This window comes from Butyrivibrio sp. INlla21 (assembly GCF_900116875.1).
Lineage (GTDB): Bacteria > Bacillota > Clostridia > Lachnospirales > Lachnospiraceae > Butyrivibrio.
In genome coordinates this window covers 66358-86340 of record NZ_FPCC01000006.1, presented here as the reverse complement: position 1 = coordinate 86340, position 19983 = coordinate 66358, and the positions used below count along the sequence as shown (strand labels likewise).

The 19983-nt window shown below is 45.0% G+C and carries 18 protein-coding genes and 1 other RNA gene; 5 read left to right on the top strand and 14 right to left on the bottom strand.

All coding sequences use genetic code 11. The features are described 5' to 3' along the window. Window positions 1–28 precede the first annotated feature (28 nt). Entirely contained in the window at window positions 29–892 is an 864-nt protein-coding gene (gene kduI, locus BM377_RS05050) for a 5-dehydro-4-deoxy-D-glucuronate isomerase (protein ID WP_092244683.1), read from the bottom strand. Between the two features lie 264 nt (window positions 893–1156). Here kduI and BM377_RS05045 point away from each other — a divergent pair, with 264 nt between their 5' ends. From BM377_RS05045 to BM377_RS05035, 3 genes are read left to right on the top strand one after another with little or no spacing between them, the layout of a single operon-like run. Beyond that, window positions 1157–2851, top strand: a complete 1695-nt coding sequence (locus tag BM377_RS05045) for a vWA domain-containing protein (protein ID WP_092244681.1) — start codon at window positions 1157–1159, stop codon at window positions 2849–2851. A gap of 52 nt (window positions 2852–2903) precedes the next feature. Continuing rightward, window positions 2904–3386 (top strand): RNA polymerase sigma factor, encoded by a 483-nt coding sequence (locus BM377_RS05040; protein ID WP_092244677.1) that lies wholly within the window; start codon window positions 2904–2906, stop codon window positions 3384–3386. Continuing rightward, entirely contained in the window at window positions 3379–4140 is a 762-nt protein-coding gene (locus BM377_RS05035; protein ID WP_143104464.1) for a hypothetical protein, read from the top strand. The genes BM377_RS05040 and BM377_RS05035 overlap by 8 nt, the downstream gene beginning before the upstream one ends. Before the next feature lie 108 nt (window positions 4141–4248). Here the strand turns inward: BM377_RS05035 and rnpB are convergent. Then, window positions 4249–4723: RNase P RNA component class A (rnpB, locus tag BM377_RS05030), an RNA gene on the bottom strand. Window positions 4724–4836: 113 nt separating this feature from the next. On the opposite strand from rnpB, the gene BM377_RS05025 reads away from it, so the two are divergent. Continuing rightward, the gene (locus tag BM377_RS05025) at window positions 4837–5646 is read left to right on the top strand and encodes a S1 family peptidase (RefSeq protein ID WP_092244670.1); all 810 of its coding nucleotides are present in this window, start codon (window positions 4837–4839) and stop codon (window positions 5644–5646) included. Between the two features lie 3 nt (window positions 5647–5649). Here the strand turns inward: BM377_RS05025 and BM377_RS05020 are convergent, their stop codons facing one another. From BM377_RS05020 to BM377_RS04965, 11 genes are all read right to left on the bottom strand, one after another. Further along, window positions 5650–6759, bottom strand: a complete 1110-nt coding sequence (locus BM377_RS05020) for an NAD-dependent epimerase/dehydratase family protein (RefSeq protein WP_092244666.1) — start codon at window positions 6757–6759, stop codon at window positions 5650–5652. A 68-nt stretch (window positions 6760–6827) separates the two neighbouring features. Further along, entirely contained in the window at window positions 6828–8483 is a 1656-nt protein-coding gene (locus BM377_RS05015; protein WP_092244663.1) for a nucleoside kinase, read from the bottom strand. Window positions 8484–8516: 33 nt separating this feature from the next. Continuing rightward, entirely contained in the window at window positions 8517–9413 is an 897-nt protein-coding gene (locus tag BM377_RS05010; protein WP_092244660.1) for a class I SAM-dependent methyltransferase, read from the bottom strand. Then, the gene (gene rpoD / locus BM377_RS16715) at window positions 9413–10588 is read right to left on the bottom strand and encodes an RNA polymerase sigma factor RpoD (protein ID WP_092244898.1); all 1176 of its coding nucleotides are present in this window, start codon (window positions 10586–10588) and stop codon (window positions 9413–9415) included. Before rpoD ends, BM377_RS05010 begins: the two co-directional genes overlap by 1 nt. Before the next feature lie 750 nt (window positions 10589–11338). Then, a complete protein-coding gene (gene dnaG, locus BM377_RS04995) occupies window positions 11339–13117 on the bottom strand; it encodes a DNA primase (protein ID WP_092244657.1) in 1779 nt (592 codons plus the stop codon). A 62-nt stretch (window positions 13118–13179) separates the two neighbouring features. Continuing rightward, window positions 13180–14187: a deoxyguanosinetriphosphate triphosphohydrolase gene (locus BM377_RS04990; protein ID WP_092244654.1), complete on the bottom strand. Its 1008-nt coding sequence runs from the start codon at window positions 14185–14187 to the stop codon at window positions 13180–13182. Window positions 14188–14295: 108 nt separating this feature from the next. Continuing rightward, entirely contained in the window at window positions 14296–14607 is a 312-nt protein-coding gene (locus BM377_RS04985) for a hypothetical protein (protein ID WP_092244651.1), read from the bottom strand. A gap of 5 nt (window positions 14608–14612) precedes the next feature. Next, the gene (locus tag BM377_RS04980; protein ID WP_092244648.1) at window positions 14613–15278 is read right to left on the bottom strand and encodes a DUF6465 family protein; all 666 of its coding nucleotides are present in this window, start codon (window positions 15276–15278) and stop codon (window positions 14613–14615) included. 66 nt (window positions 15279–15344) lie between these two features. Further along, window positions 15345–15797, bottom strand: a complete 453-nt coding sequence (locus BM377_RS04975) for a hypothetical protein (protein WP_092244645.1) — start codon at window positions 15795–15797, stop codon at window positions 15345–15347. Window positions 15798–15949: 152 nt separating this feature from the next. Further along, window positions 15950–16429 carry a Cys-tRNA(Pro) deacylase gene (gene ybaK / locus BM377_RS04970; protein WP_092244642.1) on the bottom strand — a complete coding sequence of 160 codons (480 nt, stop codon included), beginning with the start codon at window positions 16427–16429 and terminating at the stop codon, window positions 15950–15952. Continuing rightward, window positions 16426–17049 (bottom strand): VOC family protein, encoded by a 624-nt coding sequence (locus BM377_RS04965; RefSeq protein ID WP_092244639.1) that lies wholly within the window; start codon window positions 17047–17049, stop codon window positions 16426–16428. Before BM377_RS04965 ends, ybaK begins: the two co-directional genes overlap by 4 nt. 242 nt (window positions 17050–17291) lie before the next feature. Between BM377_RS04965 and BM377_RS04960 the strand changes: the two genes are divergently transcribed. Next, window positions 17292–18569, top strand: a complete 1278-nt coding sequence (locus BM377_RS04960; RefSeq protein WP_143104463.1) for a 1-acyl-sn-glycerol-3-phosphate acyltransferase — start codon at window positions 17292–17294, stop codon at window positions 18567–18569. 138 nt (window positions 18570–18707) lie between these two features. On the opposite strand, the gene BM377_RS04955 is transcribed toward BM377_RS04960, so the two are convergent. Then, window positions 18708–19916 (bottom strand): hypothetical protein, encoded by a 1209-nt coding sequence (locus BM377_RS04955; protein WP_143104462.1) that lies wholly within the window; start codon window positions 19914–19916, stop codon window positions 18708–18710. Window positions 19917–19983: the final 67 nt, after the last annotated feature.

Here is a 19983-nt window from a genome sequence, read left to right as displayed (position 1 = left end):
AATACTATGCGCTTACTGTTACGGTGGATCACATCAGATCTTTCATGGCAACATCGTCCATGTCGTCAAAGTCCTGATTTTCTCCGACCATTCCCCAGATAAAAGTGTAGGCCTGAGAACCGCATCCTGAGTGGATAGACCAGCTTGGGCTGATAACAGCCTGCTCATTGCGCATGACAATGTGGCGTGTCTCATTAGGTTCACCCATGAAGTGCATAACGATCGCATCATCAGGAATATCAAAATAGAGATAAACCTCCATTCGCCTGTCATGTGTGTGACAAGGCATTGTATTCCATACACTTCCCGGCTTAAGCTCGGTCATTCCCATCTCGAGCTGGCAGGTCTCTACCTGTCCGGGTAATATGTATTTGTTGATAACTCGGTGATTGGAACCTTCAAGGCTTCCCAATTCCTTTTTATTCTCATCCTTAATGATGACAACATCTTCCGAAGGAGTGCCTTCTCTTTTGATGAGCACCGTAGGATAAGTCTTGTGAGCGGGTGCGCTGTTGATATAGAATTTGGCAGGTTTCTGAGAATCCTTGCTGGCAAAAGAAATATCTTTTGACCCCATTCCTATATACATGCCCTGCTTATAGTCAACCTCGTACTTCTTGCCGTCGATCGTGATCACGCCGGCTCCGCCGATATTGATGACACCCATTTCGCGTCTCTGTAAAAAATACTCCGCTCTGAGTTCATCACCTGCGGTAAGTTTAAGTTCCTTGGTTGCAGGAACCGCCGATCCCGTAATGATCCTGTCGATATGGCTGTATACGAGTTTGATCTCGTCCGGCTTAAAAAGGTCGTCGATCAAAAATTCCCGACGAAGTCTCTGAGTATCATAGTGTTTCTCATCCATAGGTGAACAAGCTGTTCTAAGTTCCATATACCCTCCGTTCCATTGCATAGCAATAATTACAATCTGATATATGTAATGATACTAGATAAATTTTTCCGCGTCAGTTCAATTTCATTATAAAAACTTGCAAATCTTGACCTGTGTAAGCCCTTTCATACGGTAATATCATAACATAGCCAAAAATGTTTTGTATTGCAAAAGTTGTAGTGTGCAACATTTTGTCATCCTCCGTTGTTTATAAGGTATAGCGGCATAATAATCACACCAAAATGCTGCACGGAGGGATACATTATGAAAAAGAAAATTAAGAAGGGATTTAATGTAACGCTGGCAATGACGCTGGCAGCAACTATGTTGGCAGGATGCGGCGGCTCAAAAAGCACTGCCCCCACAGCGCAAGAAGCGGAATATTCATCGGATCCATCTGCTGAATATGCACCGAGCCCAAGTAGCGATCCTTCACTGAAGGTAGCATCAAGCGGTGAAAAATCTGCACAGAAATCCACTAAAAATGCTCAGTCTGACATGTCAGCCGGAAACTACGAAGAGGCGGCAACGGAGGGCGAAGAATACATGTACTATCCGCCCGAAAATTCGGAAACCTATGAAAAGCCCGATGAAAACGGAGCGACACTTGTAAGCGTCAATCCTCTTTCCACTTTTGCAATGGACGTCGACACAGCTTCATATTCTAATGTAAGAAGAATGATCGAGGATGGATATTCAAGGGAAGATATCCCCACAAGCGCGGTAAGACCTGAGGAATTCATAAACTATTTTTCCTATGATCTTAACTCTCCCGACAAGGGCGAAGCGTTCGGAATAACAACAGAGCTTGCCGATTGCCCATGGAATAAGGATCATAAGATCATGTTTGTCGGACTTAAGACATCAGACATGAACAGCGAAGAGCTTCCCGCAAGCAATCTTGTCTTCCTTATTGATGTATCGGGATCAATGAATTCTAATGATAAGCTTCCTCTTTTAAAAAAGAGTTTGAATGAGCTTGTCGACAACTACACAGGCGAAGGAACAATCTCCATCGTAACTTATTCGGGAGAAGAAACAGTTCTGCTTGAAGGCGAAGACCTTTCAAATAAGAAAAAGATAAAGAAAGCGATCAACTCACTTCGCGCAGCAGGCTGCACAAACGGTGAGAGCGGTATGAAAAAAGCTTATGAGCTTGCAGCCGAAAATTATATCGATGGCGGCGTAAACAGAGTCATCATGGCTACAGACGGAGACCTCAACGTCGGAATATCAGATCCCGACGAACTTGAGAACTTTATTAAAACGAAAAAAGATACCGGTGTATTTTTATCAGTACTCGGCTTTGGAACCGGTAACTTTAAGGACGCAAGCATGCAGAGACTCGCAGACTGCGGAAACGGCAACTACTCATACATTGATTCTATGATGGAAGCCAAAAAGGTTCTCGTTGATGAGATGACTTCAACAATGGTCACCGTAGCAAAAGATGCCAAGATACAGGTTGAATTCAATCCCAATAAGGTTAACAGCTACAGACTCATCGGATATGAAAACAGACAGATGGACGCCGCAGATTTTAACGACGATCAAAAGGACGGCGGAGAAGTCGGCGCAGGTCACAGCGTTATCGCTCTTTACGAGATCACAACCGCAGACAGCGAAAAAGCTGTAAACCTTAAGTATCAGAGCAATGAAGAAAAAGAATACGGCAATGAGTATGCAACGGTAAACGTCAGATACAAAGAGCCCGAAGCTGATGAGTCCAAGCTTTCAAGCTACACCGTTACAGATGAAGATGAAAAAGAAAAAAAGAGCGACAACATGAAATTTGCTCAGATCGTTGCAGAGTTTTCTCTCATTCTTTCAGACAGTGATTACAAGAAAGATGCAAGCTACAAGCACATTACAAGCACCTATCCCGAGATAGAATCCAAGGACGAATATAAGGATGAATTTATTCAGCTTGTAAGAATGGTGGAAAAAAGAGACCTATAAATGTTATAATACCCGTGTTAAAGTCTAAAATACAGATTAGTTGGGGATTAACATGGGTAAAAATCGCGAACGAGCGGCAATTCTTTTGGAAAAATACGGCAATGCCATACTAAGAACAGCGTACTCCTATCTTCACAACATGGAAGACGCGGAGGATATTTTGCAAGATACGCTTATACAATATTTGAAATCAGACTCGGATTATAATGATGAGTCGCATGAAAAGGCATGGCTACTCAGAGTTGCCATCAACTTAAGTAAAAACAAAATAAAATACAACAAACTAAGAGAAACCGACGAACTGATGGAGGGACTGGTTTCCGAGGAAAAAGAGGAACTTTCTTTTGTCTGGGAAGCAGTTAAATCTCTTCCGGAGAAGTATGCCGAAGTTGTTCACCTATACTATCAGGAAGGCTACTCCACCGTCGACATCGCGGCGATCTTAGAAAGAAAAGAATCCACCATAAGATCAGATCTGAAAAGAGCCAGAGAAAAACTCAAAAAAATTTTGAAGGAGGAATATGACTTTGGGTAAATACAATGATCTAATGAATAATATTGTCGTTACTGAAGACATGAAAAATCGAATCCTTCAAAATATTGAGGATGAACTTGATGGTAACACAGATACAAAAAGTAACGACAAGGAAAAAGTATCAAGTACGGACAAAAAAGAAAAAATAAGTTTCTTCCACACTCAGACGTACAGAACATGGCTTAGCGTAGCCGCAGCGGTGCTTATCGTCACAGCATCGGGTATCGCGATCAAAACCGTTATCGGTGACGGCTACAGACGTCATGATTCCGCTACAATGAGCGAAGGCGCTATGGGAAACATGACTCCTACTCAGGAAGCATTCGAGGCGCCGGAGGGCGCAGCTGAAGCCGCCGCCGAGGAAGCAGCATATGAAGTTCCCGCCGAGGAGATAAATGAAACAGAGGCGGCTGCTGAAGACCCTGTTCACAAGCAGGAAATCAAAAGTTCAAAAGACGCCGCACCTACAGACAGTAAAAAAGAGTCTGACAAAGAAACCGGCAACGAACCGCATATCTGCAAGGTAACCGGTCAAGAAGCTGACTACGTCAAACTTACAGGCGACGATGCGAAGTATTCTGTTATAGAGGAAACAAAGATAGGCAACGTCACCGTTACCGTCAGAGGAAACGGCGATAAGCTTAGCAGCGCAATGTGGTATGACGGCTCAGAGACATTCGCGGTATATTACGACGAGCCCGTTTCAAAGGAAGCTCTTACAGAAGCGGTTGAGGACGTGATTGCCAAGAACTGAATAAAGTGAACTTAATAAGACAATAAAAAAGATTCTGTTCCCGGTTATTCGGGTACAGAATCTTTTTTGGTCTGGCATATCGGGAATAGATCCCAATAATTGTTTTAAGCTGTGAGCAGGACTATAAGCCGGGTTATGTCGTGGATGATCATCTATCTAGGGCTGCCGTCACCGACAGTCTCAAGCGACCCACCTGAAAGCGAGCCGGGCCGACTCATTGCTTTCTATTCGGTCTTGCTTCGGATGAGGTTTACATGGCTACCGGTGTTACCACCGGCACGGTAGTCTCTTACACTGCCTTTCCACCCTTACGAATCAAATGAGGCGGTCACTCGGAATGCAAGCATTCCTCGTTACGCGGCATTCGCCGCATGTCTATGTCGTGATATGCCGTCTTACACGCAAGCGTGTATCCGGCAATCGCTCCATAGACGCCCGCCTCATTGCTAACGCGGTATATCTCTGTTGCACTATCTCGGGAGTTGCCTCCGCCAGACGTTATCTGGCATCCTGCCCTGCGAAGCCCGGACTTTCCTCTCCCATGCCCTTTCGTTTGCATGGCAGCGATCATCTATCCTGCTCGTATTATCTCGGTCAATAATATATTATAGTATTATGAAAGTACCTAACTAATTTAAGCAAAACAATTGTTTTTGTCAACACATAGATATCATTTAAATGTTATAAGGATAAATCATGTCACAAAAGAAAACCATCGCGCTGCTAACAGCCTTGATAATACTCTGCTCTGCGCCGTTTGCTTACCGCATCTACTCACTTAGGCCGCAGAACAAGTTCATGACAAAAGAAATAACTGCGCCCGTAGGAGATATCGGCACGGCAATCGATTATGTTTATAAGACGGTCGTAACTGTTAAATGCGGCGACGTGCAAGGAAGCGGAAATATATGGAGAATAAGTCCCACATATGTGGATATCATAACTGCGGGGCATGTAGTAGATTATGAAGACTCCCAAGATGGGACAAGTGCAGTGGTGGACAATAAAGATTCTCAAAATGCGTCAGGCGCAGCTAATACAGAAAGCGCTCAGCCGAATGCCTTCTCCCCTTGCGCCATCACCTTCCACGACGGGCTTGTAGCCGAAGGCCGGGTCATCAAGTATAACGAGGAAAAAGACATTGCTCTTATCAGGGTCAAAAGAAATGACATGAAAAAAGCCTCCAAAGAACAGGGCTTTGAAGGCGAAAACTCTTTTGATTATGAGAGCGTCAGATTATCTAAAGAAGCGCCTCTTTCTCACGACGATATTTTTATCATGGAAGCAAAAACAGGAACAGCCTCAGTCGGTACGATCGAATCGGTAGATGAGTTTATTCCTGATTTTAATATGAATATGATCTATTGTCTTTGTGATGTCGATCCCGGAATGTCGGGAAGCGGCTTATTCGATAACAAAGGTCACTACTTAGGGATACTATTAGGTGGCTCCGATGAAGGATGCGTGTGCCTTGGCACAGACAACATATCGTTCCGCGCAAAATAGTCATTAAAGATACTTAAGTGTCCTTTCTATTCCGTCGGAAAGTCCGTACATGCCCTTCCAGCCGAGTGCTTCGAGCTTGGAAGCATCAAGTGCTGAATTCTTCATGGTGTTGTAGCTGCTCTTTTCCGCATCTGAAGGATTCTCAAATACAACGGAAACGCCGCCCGCCTTTGCAAGCGCCTCGGCCACATCCCTGATCGATACGATCGCGTCTTTATTGGAGATATTGTAGGCTTGCCCACACTCTCCTTTTAATAATATGGTCAAAAGAGCTGTCGCGCAGTCCAGCATATAGCAATAAGACCGTAGCTGCTCTCCTTTACTCTTCATTACTATGTTTCTGCCTTCTACCGCGTCAAAGGTAAATGCGGCGGAAGCTCTTTTATCTGATTTCTTGATCGTCGGTCCGTAGATATATCCCGGGCGCGCTATGACAACATCTGCGCCGTACTCCGTAATATAGCATGAACACAGGGTCTCGGCGGCTCTCTTACCGTTCGGATAGCATGACCTTGTGCTAAGGACATCGACATAGCCATAATCGGTCTCTTTTATCATGCTGCCGTCGGCATCACAAGCATGCGCAGCTTTCGCATCACCGGCAGCCACCGAAGCGCCTGCGTTCACCGCAGCGCATTTTTCCGGAAGCTCTCCGTAAACCTCACTTGAAGATACGTAGAGGAGTCTGCTGCCCTTGTTCTTCACATTAAGATCAAGCATGCTCTTAACTCCGACTACATTGGAAAAAAGGGTCTCCGCAGGCTCTTTTAAAAACATACCGTTGTCGGCATTGCTTGCGGCGTGAATGATGTAATCGGCCTCCACGTTGAGCTTGTACATATAATTGGCGTCAAACTCAACGAACTTAATGTCCTCTTCCTTAAGCACGCCTTTAAACCTATCAAGCGTTCTCTGCCTGTTTCTGCCTGCGATAATAAGCTTGATACCTGCATTCTTTTCCCTGTTAAGGAAAGAAACAATATCAACAACGGGGGATGCGAGCATGCCCGTAGCCCCCGTTATAAGTAGGTTTTTGTTATATAGTTTTTCTATCTCGGGAATGTTGCCGATACAAGAAGCGACGTCATCCCAATATTCTTTTGCATATTTCATAATATCCGTTCACTCTGTTGCCTGATTTATCAATTCATTAAAGGCAGCCACCCTGTGATCACTAAATATCACACCTTAAAACAGCTTCCGCCGACGAACTCTCTGCAAATTGAGTTTCTTGGAAGCATTGAGCTGTCTACGCTGACAAAATAATCAAGGAACTTAAGAAGTCTCTTTGCCTCGTAGTATTCGGGTTCACCCTTTTCAATCGAGAAAAGAAGCGGCTCTGCGTAAGGCTTGATTACGGCAAGCTCATAGATCTGAGCTGAGTTAAACATCTCATCCGCATCCTCCTGGAACGGGAAGATATTCTCCTCTTCACCTGCGCGTACGGAATCCCACATGCTGATGGTCTTCTTTGCTGAAGCACCTCTCGTCCTTGCATCTCGTACGATCCTTCTAAGGAGACGTCCGTCTGTTGTAGGAATTCTGTTGTGCGAATCAATACTTAGCGTTGTAAGAGCGCTTATATAGATCTTAAACTTGGACTCTGCGGGAAGCGCATAAGTCATTTGTTCATTAAGTCCATGAATACCCTCGATAACAAGAATGTCGTTATCTCCAAGCTGAAGGAACTCGCCGTTCATCTCTCTTTTGCCCGTAATAAAGTTAAACTCAGGCATCTCAACACGCTCTCCCTTAAGGAGCTTACCCATGTCCTCGTTGAATCTCTCGATATCCATGGCTCCGAGGCACTCGAAATTGTAGCTTCCGTCGGGATTAAGAGGGGTATCCTCTCTGTTGACGAAATAATTGTCAAGGCTTATCGGGTGCGGAATAAGTCCGTACGTACGAAGCTGTATCGAAAGTCTGTTGGCAAAGCTCGTCTTACCTGAAGAACTGGGGCCTGCGATCATAACGAACTTAACGTCCGGACGATCGTGTATCTTGCATGCAATCTCGCCGATTCTTCTTTCCTGAAGTGATTCCTGAACGAGGATCATCTCGTTGATCCTGCCTTCGCAGACTTTGTTGTTGAGGTCACCGACATTGTCGATTCCCATCATTGCGCCCCAGTCACTTGCAAGCTTCATGGTGTTGAAGAGCTTGTTTCTGTCCTCAAGAATAATAAGCTTGTCCGGCTCTGACTTAGGCGGAAGGGTGAGCATAAGTCCCTCGCCCTTTCTCGTTATCATAAAGTTCTCGATATAAGACGTATTCGGAAGCATGTAGCCGTAGAAATAATCATAGAAATCCTGAAGCTTGTAGATGTTGATCTCAGAACTTCTTCTGTATTTCAAAAGAGCTACCTTATCGGTCATTCCCTGCTCTCTGAAAAGCTCGATGGCTTCATCGATGGGATATACGTTCTTTACGATAGGAATAGCCATATCGACAAGCTGTTTAAATCTTTCGGCTACCTTCTGTGCAAACTCGTCCGTAACTTCCATGCCGTCACGAAGCGTGCAATAATAGCTGTTTCCGATAAGGAACTCGATCTTTGCAGATGGAGCACTATTCTTACCTTCAACGTCTCTTATCGCCTTGATAAGCATCATTACGGCCGTTCTTCTCATGGTCTTGTGACCGATATCATCCCCAAACGTTACAAAAGACAGCTCGCCGTCTCTTTTAACTTTTTTCATGAGCTCGCAGATCTTTCCGTTAAATATAACCGCTGCGATCCTGTATCTGAACTCATGCTGATACTCTTTTGCGATCTCCTCGTAGGTTGTACCTTTATCGTATTCTCTTGCTGTTCCGTTAATCTTAATTACAGGCACTTCTCTTTCCTCCTTGCAATTTCGGATTATTTTTTATAAAAATGCTGCTTTTAAAATCGAATCAATATAGAATAACTCTTTTTTTATCTCGGAAAGTCTCTCCGCATGTGCATCCTTATCAAGGCTCTTAATTATCGATTCGTCGACCTGCCTGCCGTGTACAAGGTAATCATGCAAAAGAGAATTCGCAGAGAGTATATTGTGTTCTCCGTATGCGTTACAGATATTAAGTGCATCCTCTTTGGAAACGCCGCTCTTATCGCAAAGCATTGCGATTGCGTTTTCAAGCGCGTTGCCTGCATGCATATCTCGAATGCTCTCAGAAGTCTCCAAAGATTCCGATACCCCAAAGTTATCATCGAATATCACAAGCATCGGAAAATAGTACTTGCCGTCTTCGAATACAATCTTTTCATCCGCGATCAAATAGCCTTTTTCTCTAAGGTATGCTCTGAAAAGATCAAGCTCGGACTGCGGTTGCAATACCCCTGCCTTGATCCCGAGTGCGGAAAGATTGGCATCCTCCAATAAACGCTTCATAAGATCTCCGCCCATTCCCGCGATGACAACCGAATTAACTTCGCCCTCCTTAAGCTCTTTTAACCCATCGGAAAGTCTTGTCTCGATGCGACCTGAAAGTCCGTATTCATTTATGTTGTCGGCAGCTCCGGAAAGAGGTCCCTTTCGAACATCCATCGCAATGGCAGACTCGGATATATCGTTCTGCACAAGGTAGATGGATATGTATCCGTGGTCGCATCCGACATCAGCCGTGCGAAGCCCTCCCTCGTTCATTTCTGCAGAAGCGGAGTCTGACGCATCTGCAATACTGTTACATATGATGTCTCCTGCGCCTCTTAGCATCTCACAGATGGTCACAAGGCGCTTTGACATTTTTTTTTCTACAAGATTCATATCTCTATCACGCATTAGTCAAGATAATCCTTGAGCTTGCGGCTGCGGCTGGGATGACGAAGCTTTCTGAGCGCTTTGGCTTCGATCTGACGAATACGCTCACGAGTTACGTTGAACTCCTTACCAACCTCTTCGAGTGTTCTTGCTCTTCCGTCGTCAAGACCGAAACGAAGACGAAGAACCTTCTGCTCACGCTCTGTAAGTGTTCCGAGAACCTCAACAAGCTGCTCTTTAAGAAGTGTGAATGCAGCTGCGTCTGCGGGTACAGGAACGTTATCGTCCTGAATGAAATCACCAAGATGGCTGTCTTCCTCTTCACCGATAGGTGTCTCAAGAGATACAGGCTCCTGTGATATCTTAAGGATCTCACGAACACGCTCAACGGGCATGTTCATCTCTTTTGCAACTTCCTCCGGAAGCGGCTCACGGCCAAGCTCCTGAAGAAGCTGACGGCTTACACGGATGAGCTTGTTGATGGTCTCAACCATGTGAACGGGGATACGGATTGTTCTTGCCTGGTCGGCAATGGCTCTTGTGATAGCCTGTCTGATCCACCATGTTGCGTATGTTGAGAACTTGAATCCCTTACGGAAATCGAACTTCTCAACGGCCTTGATAAGACCGAGGTTTCCTTCCTGAATAAGATCAAGGAAAAGCATTCCTCTTCCGACATATCTCTTAGCAATACTTACAACGAGACGAAGGTTGGCCTCAGCAAGGCGCTTCTTGGCTTCCTCTCCCTCGTAGATTATCTGATCAAGCTCTTTTTTCTTGGCTGCTGTGATCTTACCTTTTTCCTTGTCCTCCGCGATCTCCTTGGATGCCTCGATACCTGCCTCCATAGACTTGGCAAGCTCGATCTCCTGATCTGCGGTAAGAAGCGGAACCTTACCAATCTCCTTGAGGTACATTCTTACGGGATCCTCGATGCTGATTCCATCGGGAACGGAGAGATCGATATTCTCCATATCAACCTCATCCTCATCTGAAAGGATCATATCATCGTCATCGGGGATATCATCCTCGTCAGACTCTGATACTCTGAGAACGTCGATTCCGGAATTCTCAAGAACCTCAAGTACGTTATCAAGCTGTTCCTCGTTGAGATTTAAGTCTGTGAAGAAATCGCTTATCTCTGTATACTCAAGGACGTTTTTCTTTTTCTTTGCAAGTGCAAGAATCTCTTTTATCTTCTGTGCAAAGAGCTCCTTTGTAGCTTCATCAAGCTCGCCGTCATTACCCTTGGCGTCCTGCTCTTTGCCCTTTTCGTCTTTCTTGGAAGCGGCTTTCTTTCCTGCCTTTGCGGGCTTTTCTTCCTTAGCCTTGGAAGTATCTGCCTTAGCTGCCTTCTCCTTCTTGGGAACAGCCTCCTTAGCCTCTTCTTTCTTAGTTGTCTTCTTTGTTTCTTCTTTTGCAGCTGTCTTCTTAGCAGGTGCTTCCTTAGTATCAGCCTTTGTTGTGCTCTTCTTGGTTGTTTCCTTCTTAGCGGGAGCTTCCTTTGCTGTCTCCTTCTTAGCTGCTGTTTTCTTGGTCTCTTCCTTCTTGGCTGTTGCTTTCGCCGTCTCCTTCTTGGCGGGAGCCTTAGCCGCTGTCTTCTTGGTGTCTTCCTTCTTTGCTGTCTCTTTCTTGGTTGTTGTCTTCTTTACTTCTTCTTTCTTTGCTGCCACTTTCTTTGTAACCGTCTCTTTCTTTGTATCTTTTTTAATATCTTTTTTGGCTGCCGCCTTCTTGGGCTCAACCTTTTTGGCCACAGTCTTCTTCTCTGCAGTCTTTTTAGCCGCAGTCTTTTTAGCTGCAGTCTTCTTGATTTCTTTTTCCTTTTTCTCTACAACTTTTTTAGCCATCGTATTTTTTCCTTTTCGAATAGTTTTTTCTAACTCTTAAGTACTTATGTCTGATAAAAAAGTCTGTTCATAATGCGTTATTTATGATCGCCGTCATCAATCATCCGGCGATATGTCTGCGTGCGTGAGCTTCTCAAGATCTTTCTTTCCCTGGATCGTCTTTTGTAAAAAGTTCGGATCGTCGGGTTTAAGCTCTCTCTTTTGCCTCTCGTATCCTGCAAGCTTAACGCCGCATATTATGTCGTGGAATGCCTTCCTCCTCTGCTCCTTGGTCTCTATCTCGATCAGGTTCGTGTTGAACATCTCGGCGACTTTGCCGTGTTCTTCCTCATCGGTGAATCTATCGAGTATCGAAGCAGGTGAAAAAGTTCCCTGCGACATTCCCTCAAACAATTCTTTCGCAACGCTCCTGTACAGGTCGTCGGAAAAATCTTCGGGCGTTATCCACTTTGAAACCTTGGGGAATATCCCCGGTTCATCGGTAAGCCATGTAAGCAGGAGTCTTTGGTTTTTCTTGGCTCCGTCCTCCGGCGAGTTCTTTTTCTGTATGCCGGATTTGGGCTTATCGTAAGTCTTTATCATTCCGCCCTGCGCCGCGTACGATGTGACGAGCTTTCTAAGGTCGTCGATCGCTATGTTATATCTTGCGGCAACCGCTTCTATGTAATTTTCTCTTTCAAGAGCTTCTTCAAACTCACAGAGTTTTTTGGCAACTTCTTTGTAGAAGTCCGTCTTGGATTCGGGATCCGACATGTCGTGTGCCTCTTCCATGATCCGTACTTCAAAGAAGAATGTGTTCTCTGCGTTCTTTATCCGCTCTTCAAAAGCTTCTTTTCCCTCGTTCTTGATGAATTCGTCGGGATCCTTGTACGGCTTAAGGTTGAGCACCTTGCCTCGAAGCCCCGCTTCCTTCAGGATCTTTATTCCCCTAAGAGCCGCTTTGGTTCCGGCTTCGTCGCTGTCGTATGACAGGATGACTTCGTCCGTATACCGCTTAAGTATCATGGCCTGTCCCGTCGTAAACGCCGTTCCAAGCGATGCGACCGCCATGTTAAAGCCCGCCTGATGCATGGCTATAACATCCATGTAGCCCTCGCAGATTATCATGTAACCTGCCCGAGCGTTTTTGGCATAGTTAAGTCCGAATAGATTTCTGCTCTTATCAAAAATGAGTGTTTCCGGGGAATTGAGATACTTGGGTTTTCCGTCTCCCATGACTCGTCCGCCAAAGCCGATAACCTTCTGTGATGCGTCCTGAATCGGGAACATTACTCTGTTCCAGAACTTGTCGTGCGTTCCCATCTTTTCATCGTGGGAAGCAAGACCCGCATCGATTATCTGGGCATCTGTGTATCCCAGCCCCTTAAGATGATCAACAAGATCATGGCTCGAGATATTGGCGTATCCCAGTCCGAAATGCTGCATCGTCTCATCGGTGAGCTTTCTTTCCCGGAAGTACTCCATCCCCTTCTGCCCCGTCTTACCCCTAAGCTGATAGTAGTAATACTTGGCGGCCTCCTTGTTGATATCAAGAAGAATCTGCTTTTTATCGCGCATGGCCTTTACGGCCGGAGAATCGTCTTCGTCCGGAAGCTTCATGCCGGCTTTCTCCGCCAGCTCTTTTACCGCTTCCTGAAATGTTAAGTTGTCATATTTCATCAAAAAAGTGATGACATTCCCGCCGGCTCCGCATCCGAAGCAGTAGAACATCTGCTTTTGCTGCGATACCGAAAAAGAACCGGATTTCTCATTGTGGAACGGACACAGGCCAAAATAATTGGCGCCTTTCTTTTGCAGATGGACGTACTGTCCGACTATGTCCACAATGTCATTGCGGGAGCGCACCTCTTCTATAAAGTCGTCTGAGTAGCGCAAATAATTAGTCTCCTACACATTTGTATTTCGTCGCGGGTTTATCGCCTCACACCGCGTCTTTATCACAGAACCGTCCATGACTTTGGAATATATACCTCTTCAAAAACGGAAACCGCGTATCTGTCCGTCATTGAGCTTACGTAGTCACAAACAATCCTCTCTTTGGTCTCACCCTCATCCAGCATTGCTTTCAGATAATCGGGGAGCTTATCTATATGCTCAAGATAATATCCGTAAAGGATCTTGATCATTTCTTCTACCTTGCCCTCCTGCCCCTTGGCGATCGGGTTCGTGTAGACATTGGCAAACATAAATTCACGAAGCTCCAAAAAAGCCTCATATATTTCTTCCGACATCATGATATCGTCCTTGTCCATACTGGTCGCTATGATGTCGTGAATGAACGTATCGAGCCATTCTCCGTTACTGTGGCCGATAACCTTGGCAAGCCTTTCGGGAATGTCTTTTTCCTGCATGATACCGCCTCTGATCGCATCGTCCATGTCGTGGTGCATATATGCGATCTTATCGGACAGTCTGACAACCTTACCCTCAAGCGTTGCAGGTGTTAGGTTGAGCTCATGATTTAATATTCCGTCTCTTACTTCCCAAGTAAGATTCATGCCTCTTCCATAGTTCTCAAGGATCTCAACTATCCTAAGGCTCTGCTCATTGTGCCTAAAGCCTCCGGGATTGACATCATTGAGCGCTCTCTCTCCCGCATGCCCAAAAGGAGTGTGTCCGAGATCGTGTCCGAGCGCGATCGCCTCAGTAAGATCCTCGTTAAGCAAAAGAGCTTTCGCAATCGTTCTCGCATTCTGCGAAACCTCCAATGTATGTGTCATGCGAGTTCTGTAATGGTCGCCGTCCGGAGACAAAAAAACCTGCGTCTTATCCTTAAGACGTCTGAAGGACTTGGAATATAGTATCCTGTCCCTGTCTCTTTGGAAGCACGGCCTTATATCGCACGGCTTTTCTTCTTTTTCTCTTCCTTTGGAATTCATGCTAAGAGTAGCATGCTTGCTTAAGAACTTTTTTTCTCTTTCTTCGAGCTGCTTTCGAATTTTCAAAGTAAAGTCTCTTTTCCGTGGGGTGACTTTTGGAAAGAAAAAACCCACATCAATAATATTCGACGTGGGTTTGCGATTTCCTTTTTTTGATTCAAAAAAATTTTATTTTTATTTCGTCCATTCCGTAATGCGGCTCTCATACTGCTCATTAAACCATTCAACGGCCTTCTCAAGCCCTTCCTGCGATACTTCAAAGTTCTCGCTGGTCTTGAGGCTGTCGTCCGTATGGGCATATGAATTGGGCTCGGGCCACACCGTCGCCATAAGCGTCGCGGGACCTCTTTGATCGACAGGAACGAATTTAACGTTCTCAAGCGGTTCTCTCGCCAGTCTGTATCTCATTCCCTTGTAGCTTCCGAAAAAAGCTTCGCCGTATTCATAATGTGACAGATTAAAAAATGTGTGTAATTCAATAGCCATAATTCTTAAAACTCAACCTTACCCGTATCCTGATGATTTACGACATAGTAAGCCGCATTGTCCGAAGGCTTGATGTAGACCTGGATTTCCTTGATATCGGTCATCTTGTTGCCCTTTGCAACATAATCCGCCTTTGCTCTCTCAACGATGTCCGTTGTTCTTACCTCGTGGTGATTGTACTGAACAAAGACTTCTTCTTTGCATTTGCGCTTTGCTGCCGTCTTGCTTATGTCATTTCCTACATTCTTGGCTACGTCCGCTGCCTTCTTGGAGCTTCTTTTTACAGCATCCGCTGCGGGAGCCGCTTTTTCTTTTGCCTTATTGATATAGGGCTCAGCCTTGGTCTTGATGTCGTTATATATGGGCTCTGCCTTGGCTTTAATGTCGTTGTAGACAGGCTCGGCCTTGGTTTTGATGTCGTTGTAAACAGGCTCTGCCTTTGACTTGATGTCGTTGTAAACAGGCTCAGCTTTGGCCTTGATATCGTTGTAAACAGGTTCCGCCTTGGCTTTGATGTCATTTATATAAGGCTCTGCCTTGTCCATGTAGGGCTTGGCTGCTTCCTTGACGTCCTTTATAACAGGCTCCGCAGCCTTGATAACAGGTCCTGCGGCCTTGGTAACTTCTTTGGCGATTTCTTTAAATGTTTCTTCTGCTGATTTCTTTCCCATGATTTTTCCTCCGTAATTCAAGCATTTGAATTATTGCTTGGTCAAAATAACCTTCTAAATATTATGTCATCTTCCGAGCTTCTTCATAAGCGACGCCAAAGGTCCTACAGCATCCTGAAGATCGGTGATTGCTTTGTTTAATCCTTCAAAATCTATTTCGGAAAGCGATTTAACGGCTGCCGCAAGGTTCTCGCCGTTATCGTCAACAAGCTTGTTCATGTTCTCGCTGGCTTTTAAGATGCTGTCAGTCATCTTGTCAATGCTTTCAATCGATGTCTCGGCTTTGGTTGCCACGCTGTTTATATGAGACAGTGTTGTGCTGACTTTGGGTATAACGATGAGCACGCATATAAGAAGCACTGCAAGCATTCCCGCTATGCAACATGTAGATATTTTTTGATAAAAAAGACGTTTCTTTGAAAGGTCTCTAATTTCTGTAAGTATCGCGTCATTGGATGTTGCGGTTACGTTTCCCGCTCCAGTGGCGTCATTTGCGATTACATTCCGGTTTTCTTCCATGCCTATCACCCTCCTCGCCTGTCGGCTTTAACACACGCCGACACCTGTCATTCTCTTAAAAGCTACAATACTATGATAGCACAGTTACGCACTTTTCTCACCACAAAAAGAGCCTTGCATATCATAATGCAAAGCCCTTGATACTTTTCATTTTATGAACATACATCTGCGTATGAATATCTTATTACTTTGGAGAGATCCTCGGTCGCAACTTCGACCTGATATCCGACTTTTCCGGCAGAGAAAAAGATCTTGTCAAAATCTTTCGCACTCTCGTGGATAACGGTGGTAAAGCTCTTTTTCATTCCGATGGGTGAGCATCCGCCGTGCACATACCCTGTGAGGGGCAAAAGCTCTTTTAACGGAAGCATTGCTACCGACTTCTCGGATACGGCCTTGGCGGCCTTTTTAAGATCAAGCTCTTTTTCCACGGGGATAACGAAAACATAGTAAGTCTTCGCCTTGCCTTCGGTCACGAGAGTCTTGAACACTCTCTCCTTGGGCTCTCCGAGTATGTCCGCGATCTCGCCGCCCGTAAGGCTTGAATCGGGCTCGTACGAATAACTCTTGTACTCTATTTTCTTTTGCTGCAAAACGCGCATTACATTGGTCTTTTCAATCTTTTCGCTCATCGTTTAAATTCCACGTTCTCTATTCCGGTATTAAAGGTCTCGGTAAGCTCAAGTCTTTCGTCTCTGACAAGCCCTCTTAGTGTATTGGCGTATTTCTTGGTTGTATGGAACTTAACCTTGGAAATGGACCTTATGCCGTTGGGATGCATATAGTCGATGGGCTTGGGATCCGCGCCCTCAAAATATGTCATGAGAAAAGGCATATTGTAGTCGTATGTGTAATAGCACTTATATTTAAGGCATCTGTTCTTGGAATCGGTTCGGCTACCCTTCTTGACGTACTTGCCGTCAATTCCGATGCTTCTAAGATAATCTACTTCGCCTTCCAGATTTCCTGATTCTTTCTCAATGCAAAGACAAGCCCATCCTTCCGGGTGCTCTGCCAATTCATTAAAACGCTGTGCAAACGCTTTACCATAAAAAAGTGCCAAGAACTTTCTCTGAAACTTACTCATACCGCCGCCTTCAACAAGCTCGATATATGGCCCTTCGCAAAAATAAATGTAAGCATTGTGCGACTTACACAGCTTACCGTATTCAACTGTAAATCCTCTTTGGGTCCACTCCTTGACCGCCTTGTCCAGGTCTTTTACCGCATAAATTACATGCCCTAGCTTCATCTGATACTGTCCTCCAAAAAATCATTGCCATACCCCTCGATCGGCATCAGATAAATTTTTCAATTTCATCCTTGAAATAGTATGCTCATACTTTACTCCATCCAAAGAGAATAGTAAAGTATTTTAAAGAGGACGAAATATTGAAGATTAAATTAGAACAAAAAAGTCATAAAAACGTAGCGGAATTACCCGTATACAAAAATAAAACTCCGAAAAAGCAGCGCGCTTTCTGGCGTTTTCTTATGAAAACCTTGTCAGCAAAAGATCTTAAAGACTGTCGGTTTACGTATGAGCTTGAAGGGATGGAGAAACTTGGCAAGGATGAGCCTTGTCTTTTTCTGATGAATCATTCATCCTTTACGGACCTTGAGATTTTCTCAAGGCTTTTCTCTGACAGGCAGTACCACATTGTAATGACTCTGGACGGCTTTGTCGGAAAAGAATGGCTTATGAGGAGCCTTGGCTGCATTCCGGCGCGCAAATTCATCACGGACATGCCCCTGGTAAAAGACATTGTGCATTGCCTTAAAGATCTTGGCAGCTCTGTACTCATGTACCCTGAAGCAAGCTACAGCTTTGACGGAACGGCTACGGCTCTTCCTTCAAGTGTGGGAAAATGCCTTAAGCTCTTTAACGTGCCTGTTGTAATGATAACTACAGAAGGTGCCTTCCACAGAGATCCTTTATATAACGGACTTCGTAAGCGCGATGTGGCTGTGAAGGCAACGGTGAAATATCTTTTATCTGCCGATGACATCAAGAATAAGAGTGTAAAAGAGCTGAATGAGATATTGAAAAAAGAGTTTTCATTCGACCACTGGAAATGGCAACGCGAAAACGGAATCAAAGTCACAGAGCCGTTTAGAGCCGAAGGGCTTGAGCGCGTTTTATACAAATGTCCTGTCTGCGGAAAAGAAAGAGTGATGAGATCAAACGGCATCGAGATCTCTTGCAGTAGCTGCGGCGCGACGTGGGCGCTTGGAGAAGACGGCGGTCTTGTGAGGAATGACGCGGCAACAAGTGAGGATATGGCGAGCGTAAGCACCGGCGAGCGCGAAGCTGCTGCGCATGAAGCCCTGGCTGTTGCAGATAAGCATGATGGCTACGATTTCAGCTATGTCTCCGATTGGTACCGCTGGGAACGCGACATGGTAAAGAAGGAAATCGCAGAAGGCAAGTATTATCTTGATATTCCCGTGGACATAATCGCGGTCAAGGATCTGCATGCCGCATATCAGATCGGCGAGGGACGTCTTGTTCACTCTATTAACGGCTTTGATCTGACAGGGTGCAACGGCGAGCTTGAATATCATCAGTCCGCCAAGAATTCCTATTCTCTCTACGCAGATTACTTCTGGTACGAGATCGGCGACATGGTAAGCATCGGAACAATGGATATTCAGTACTACTGTTTTCCAAAGGATAAATCTGTGAACGTCGCCAAAGTAAGACTTGCGACAGAAGAAATGTATAAGCTTAGTATTCCGGAAAGACTCAGAGCTTCCGAAGAAGCGATGTGATATTAGATATAAAAGAGTGGTAATCATTTCAAGGCGCCCCGCCTGCGGCGGTGCTTCGCAGCCTTGACATTATTACCACTCTTTTATTATTGGTGATCAACCGTATGTAAGCCGGCTAGCGCCGTTTACATACGGCGATCATAAAACCGCTTCCACTTTCTTTTTTATAGCTTCGAGATTGAGCGGACTTTCTGCGCTTTCCGCGGATAATAACAATGTGTCCCCAAGTATGAGGCCACTCTTTTCATAATCAATCAGCTTCTTTATGTTCTTGATTGCATATTCGGGATTATCAACAAGGCCAAGATGTTCCCAATAGACTGTCTTGTCTTTCCTTACGCTATACAAAGCAAAGTCAGGGTATACCACTCTTCCGTCATGCAGCATAAAGCTTGATTCATAAGCATAGGGAATCTTGAGATTATAGAAGTAATCAGCAAGTATCTTCTCTGATTTTGATCTGACCATTTCGCCTTTGTTGGTCTTATACAAAGGTGCAGCGCTGATTGTGTTCTTCTGCCCCTGATGTTCATCCAGCCATTTATTCACTCTCATCTCCTGTGTTGGCTTAACCGGCGTCACCAGCTCTTTTCTGCCGGCGCACATATTTTCGTAAATGCTGTCGATTCTGGCGATGTCATGGTTCTTAAGGAATCTTTCCAGTCTTTTTTCTTGCTTATATAGCTCTTTAATAAGCTTTTCATCATATTCTCGCTGAAGCATGAGCCTTACTTGTTCTTTGTTTTGTGAGGAGATGTACTCTTCCTTATTCGACCCAAGGTTTCTTAAGTAATATTGTTTTACGCCACGACACGATGTAACACGAATACTTCCATTGGGAAGCTTATTGTATTCTTGCTTTCTCTTCTCAACTCTTTTTATCAAATCTCGTAAATCATTCAATTGAGCTGACAACTCTTTCATATAATCTATCATTGTTATTCTCCTTAATTCTGTAGTATAACCGGCATACTCACCGCCGCAGCGAAAGTTTTCTTCTGCAAGCGGTGTAAGTGCTTGTTTTTGCACCGCTGCCACACATGTTTTTCTCTTCAGGCGGTGCGAGTGCTTGTTTTTGCACCGCTGCTGCGCTTGTTTTTCTCTGTAAGCGGTACGAGTGCTTGTTTTGGCACCGCTGCTGCGCTTGTTTTTCTCTGCAGGCGGTGCGGACGCTTTGTTTTGCACCGCTGTTGCGCTTGTTTTTCTCTGTAGGCGGTGCGGACGCTTTGTTTTGCACCGCTGCTGCGCTTGTTTTTCTCTGTAGGCGGTGCGAGTGCTTGTTTTGGCACCGCCCACGCTCAAATTACCCGCCACAAGCGGTGTGGGCGCATAATAATCCCCATTCAATCAATAAATCCATTACAAAAATAATCAAAACAGCGAAATAGTCGGCGAAATGCCAACAGATAAAATA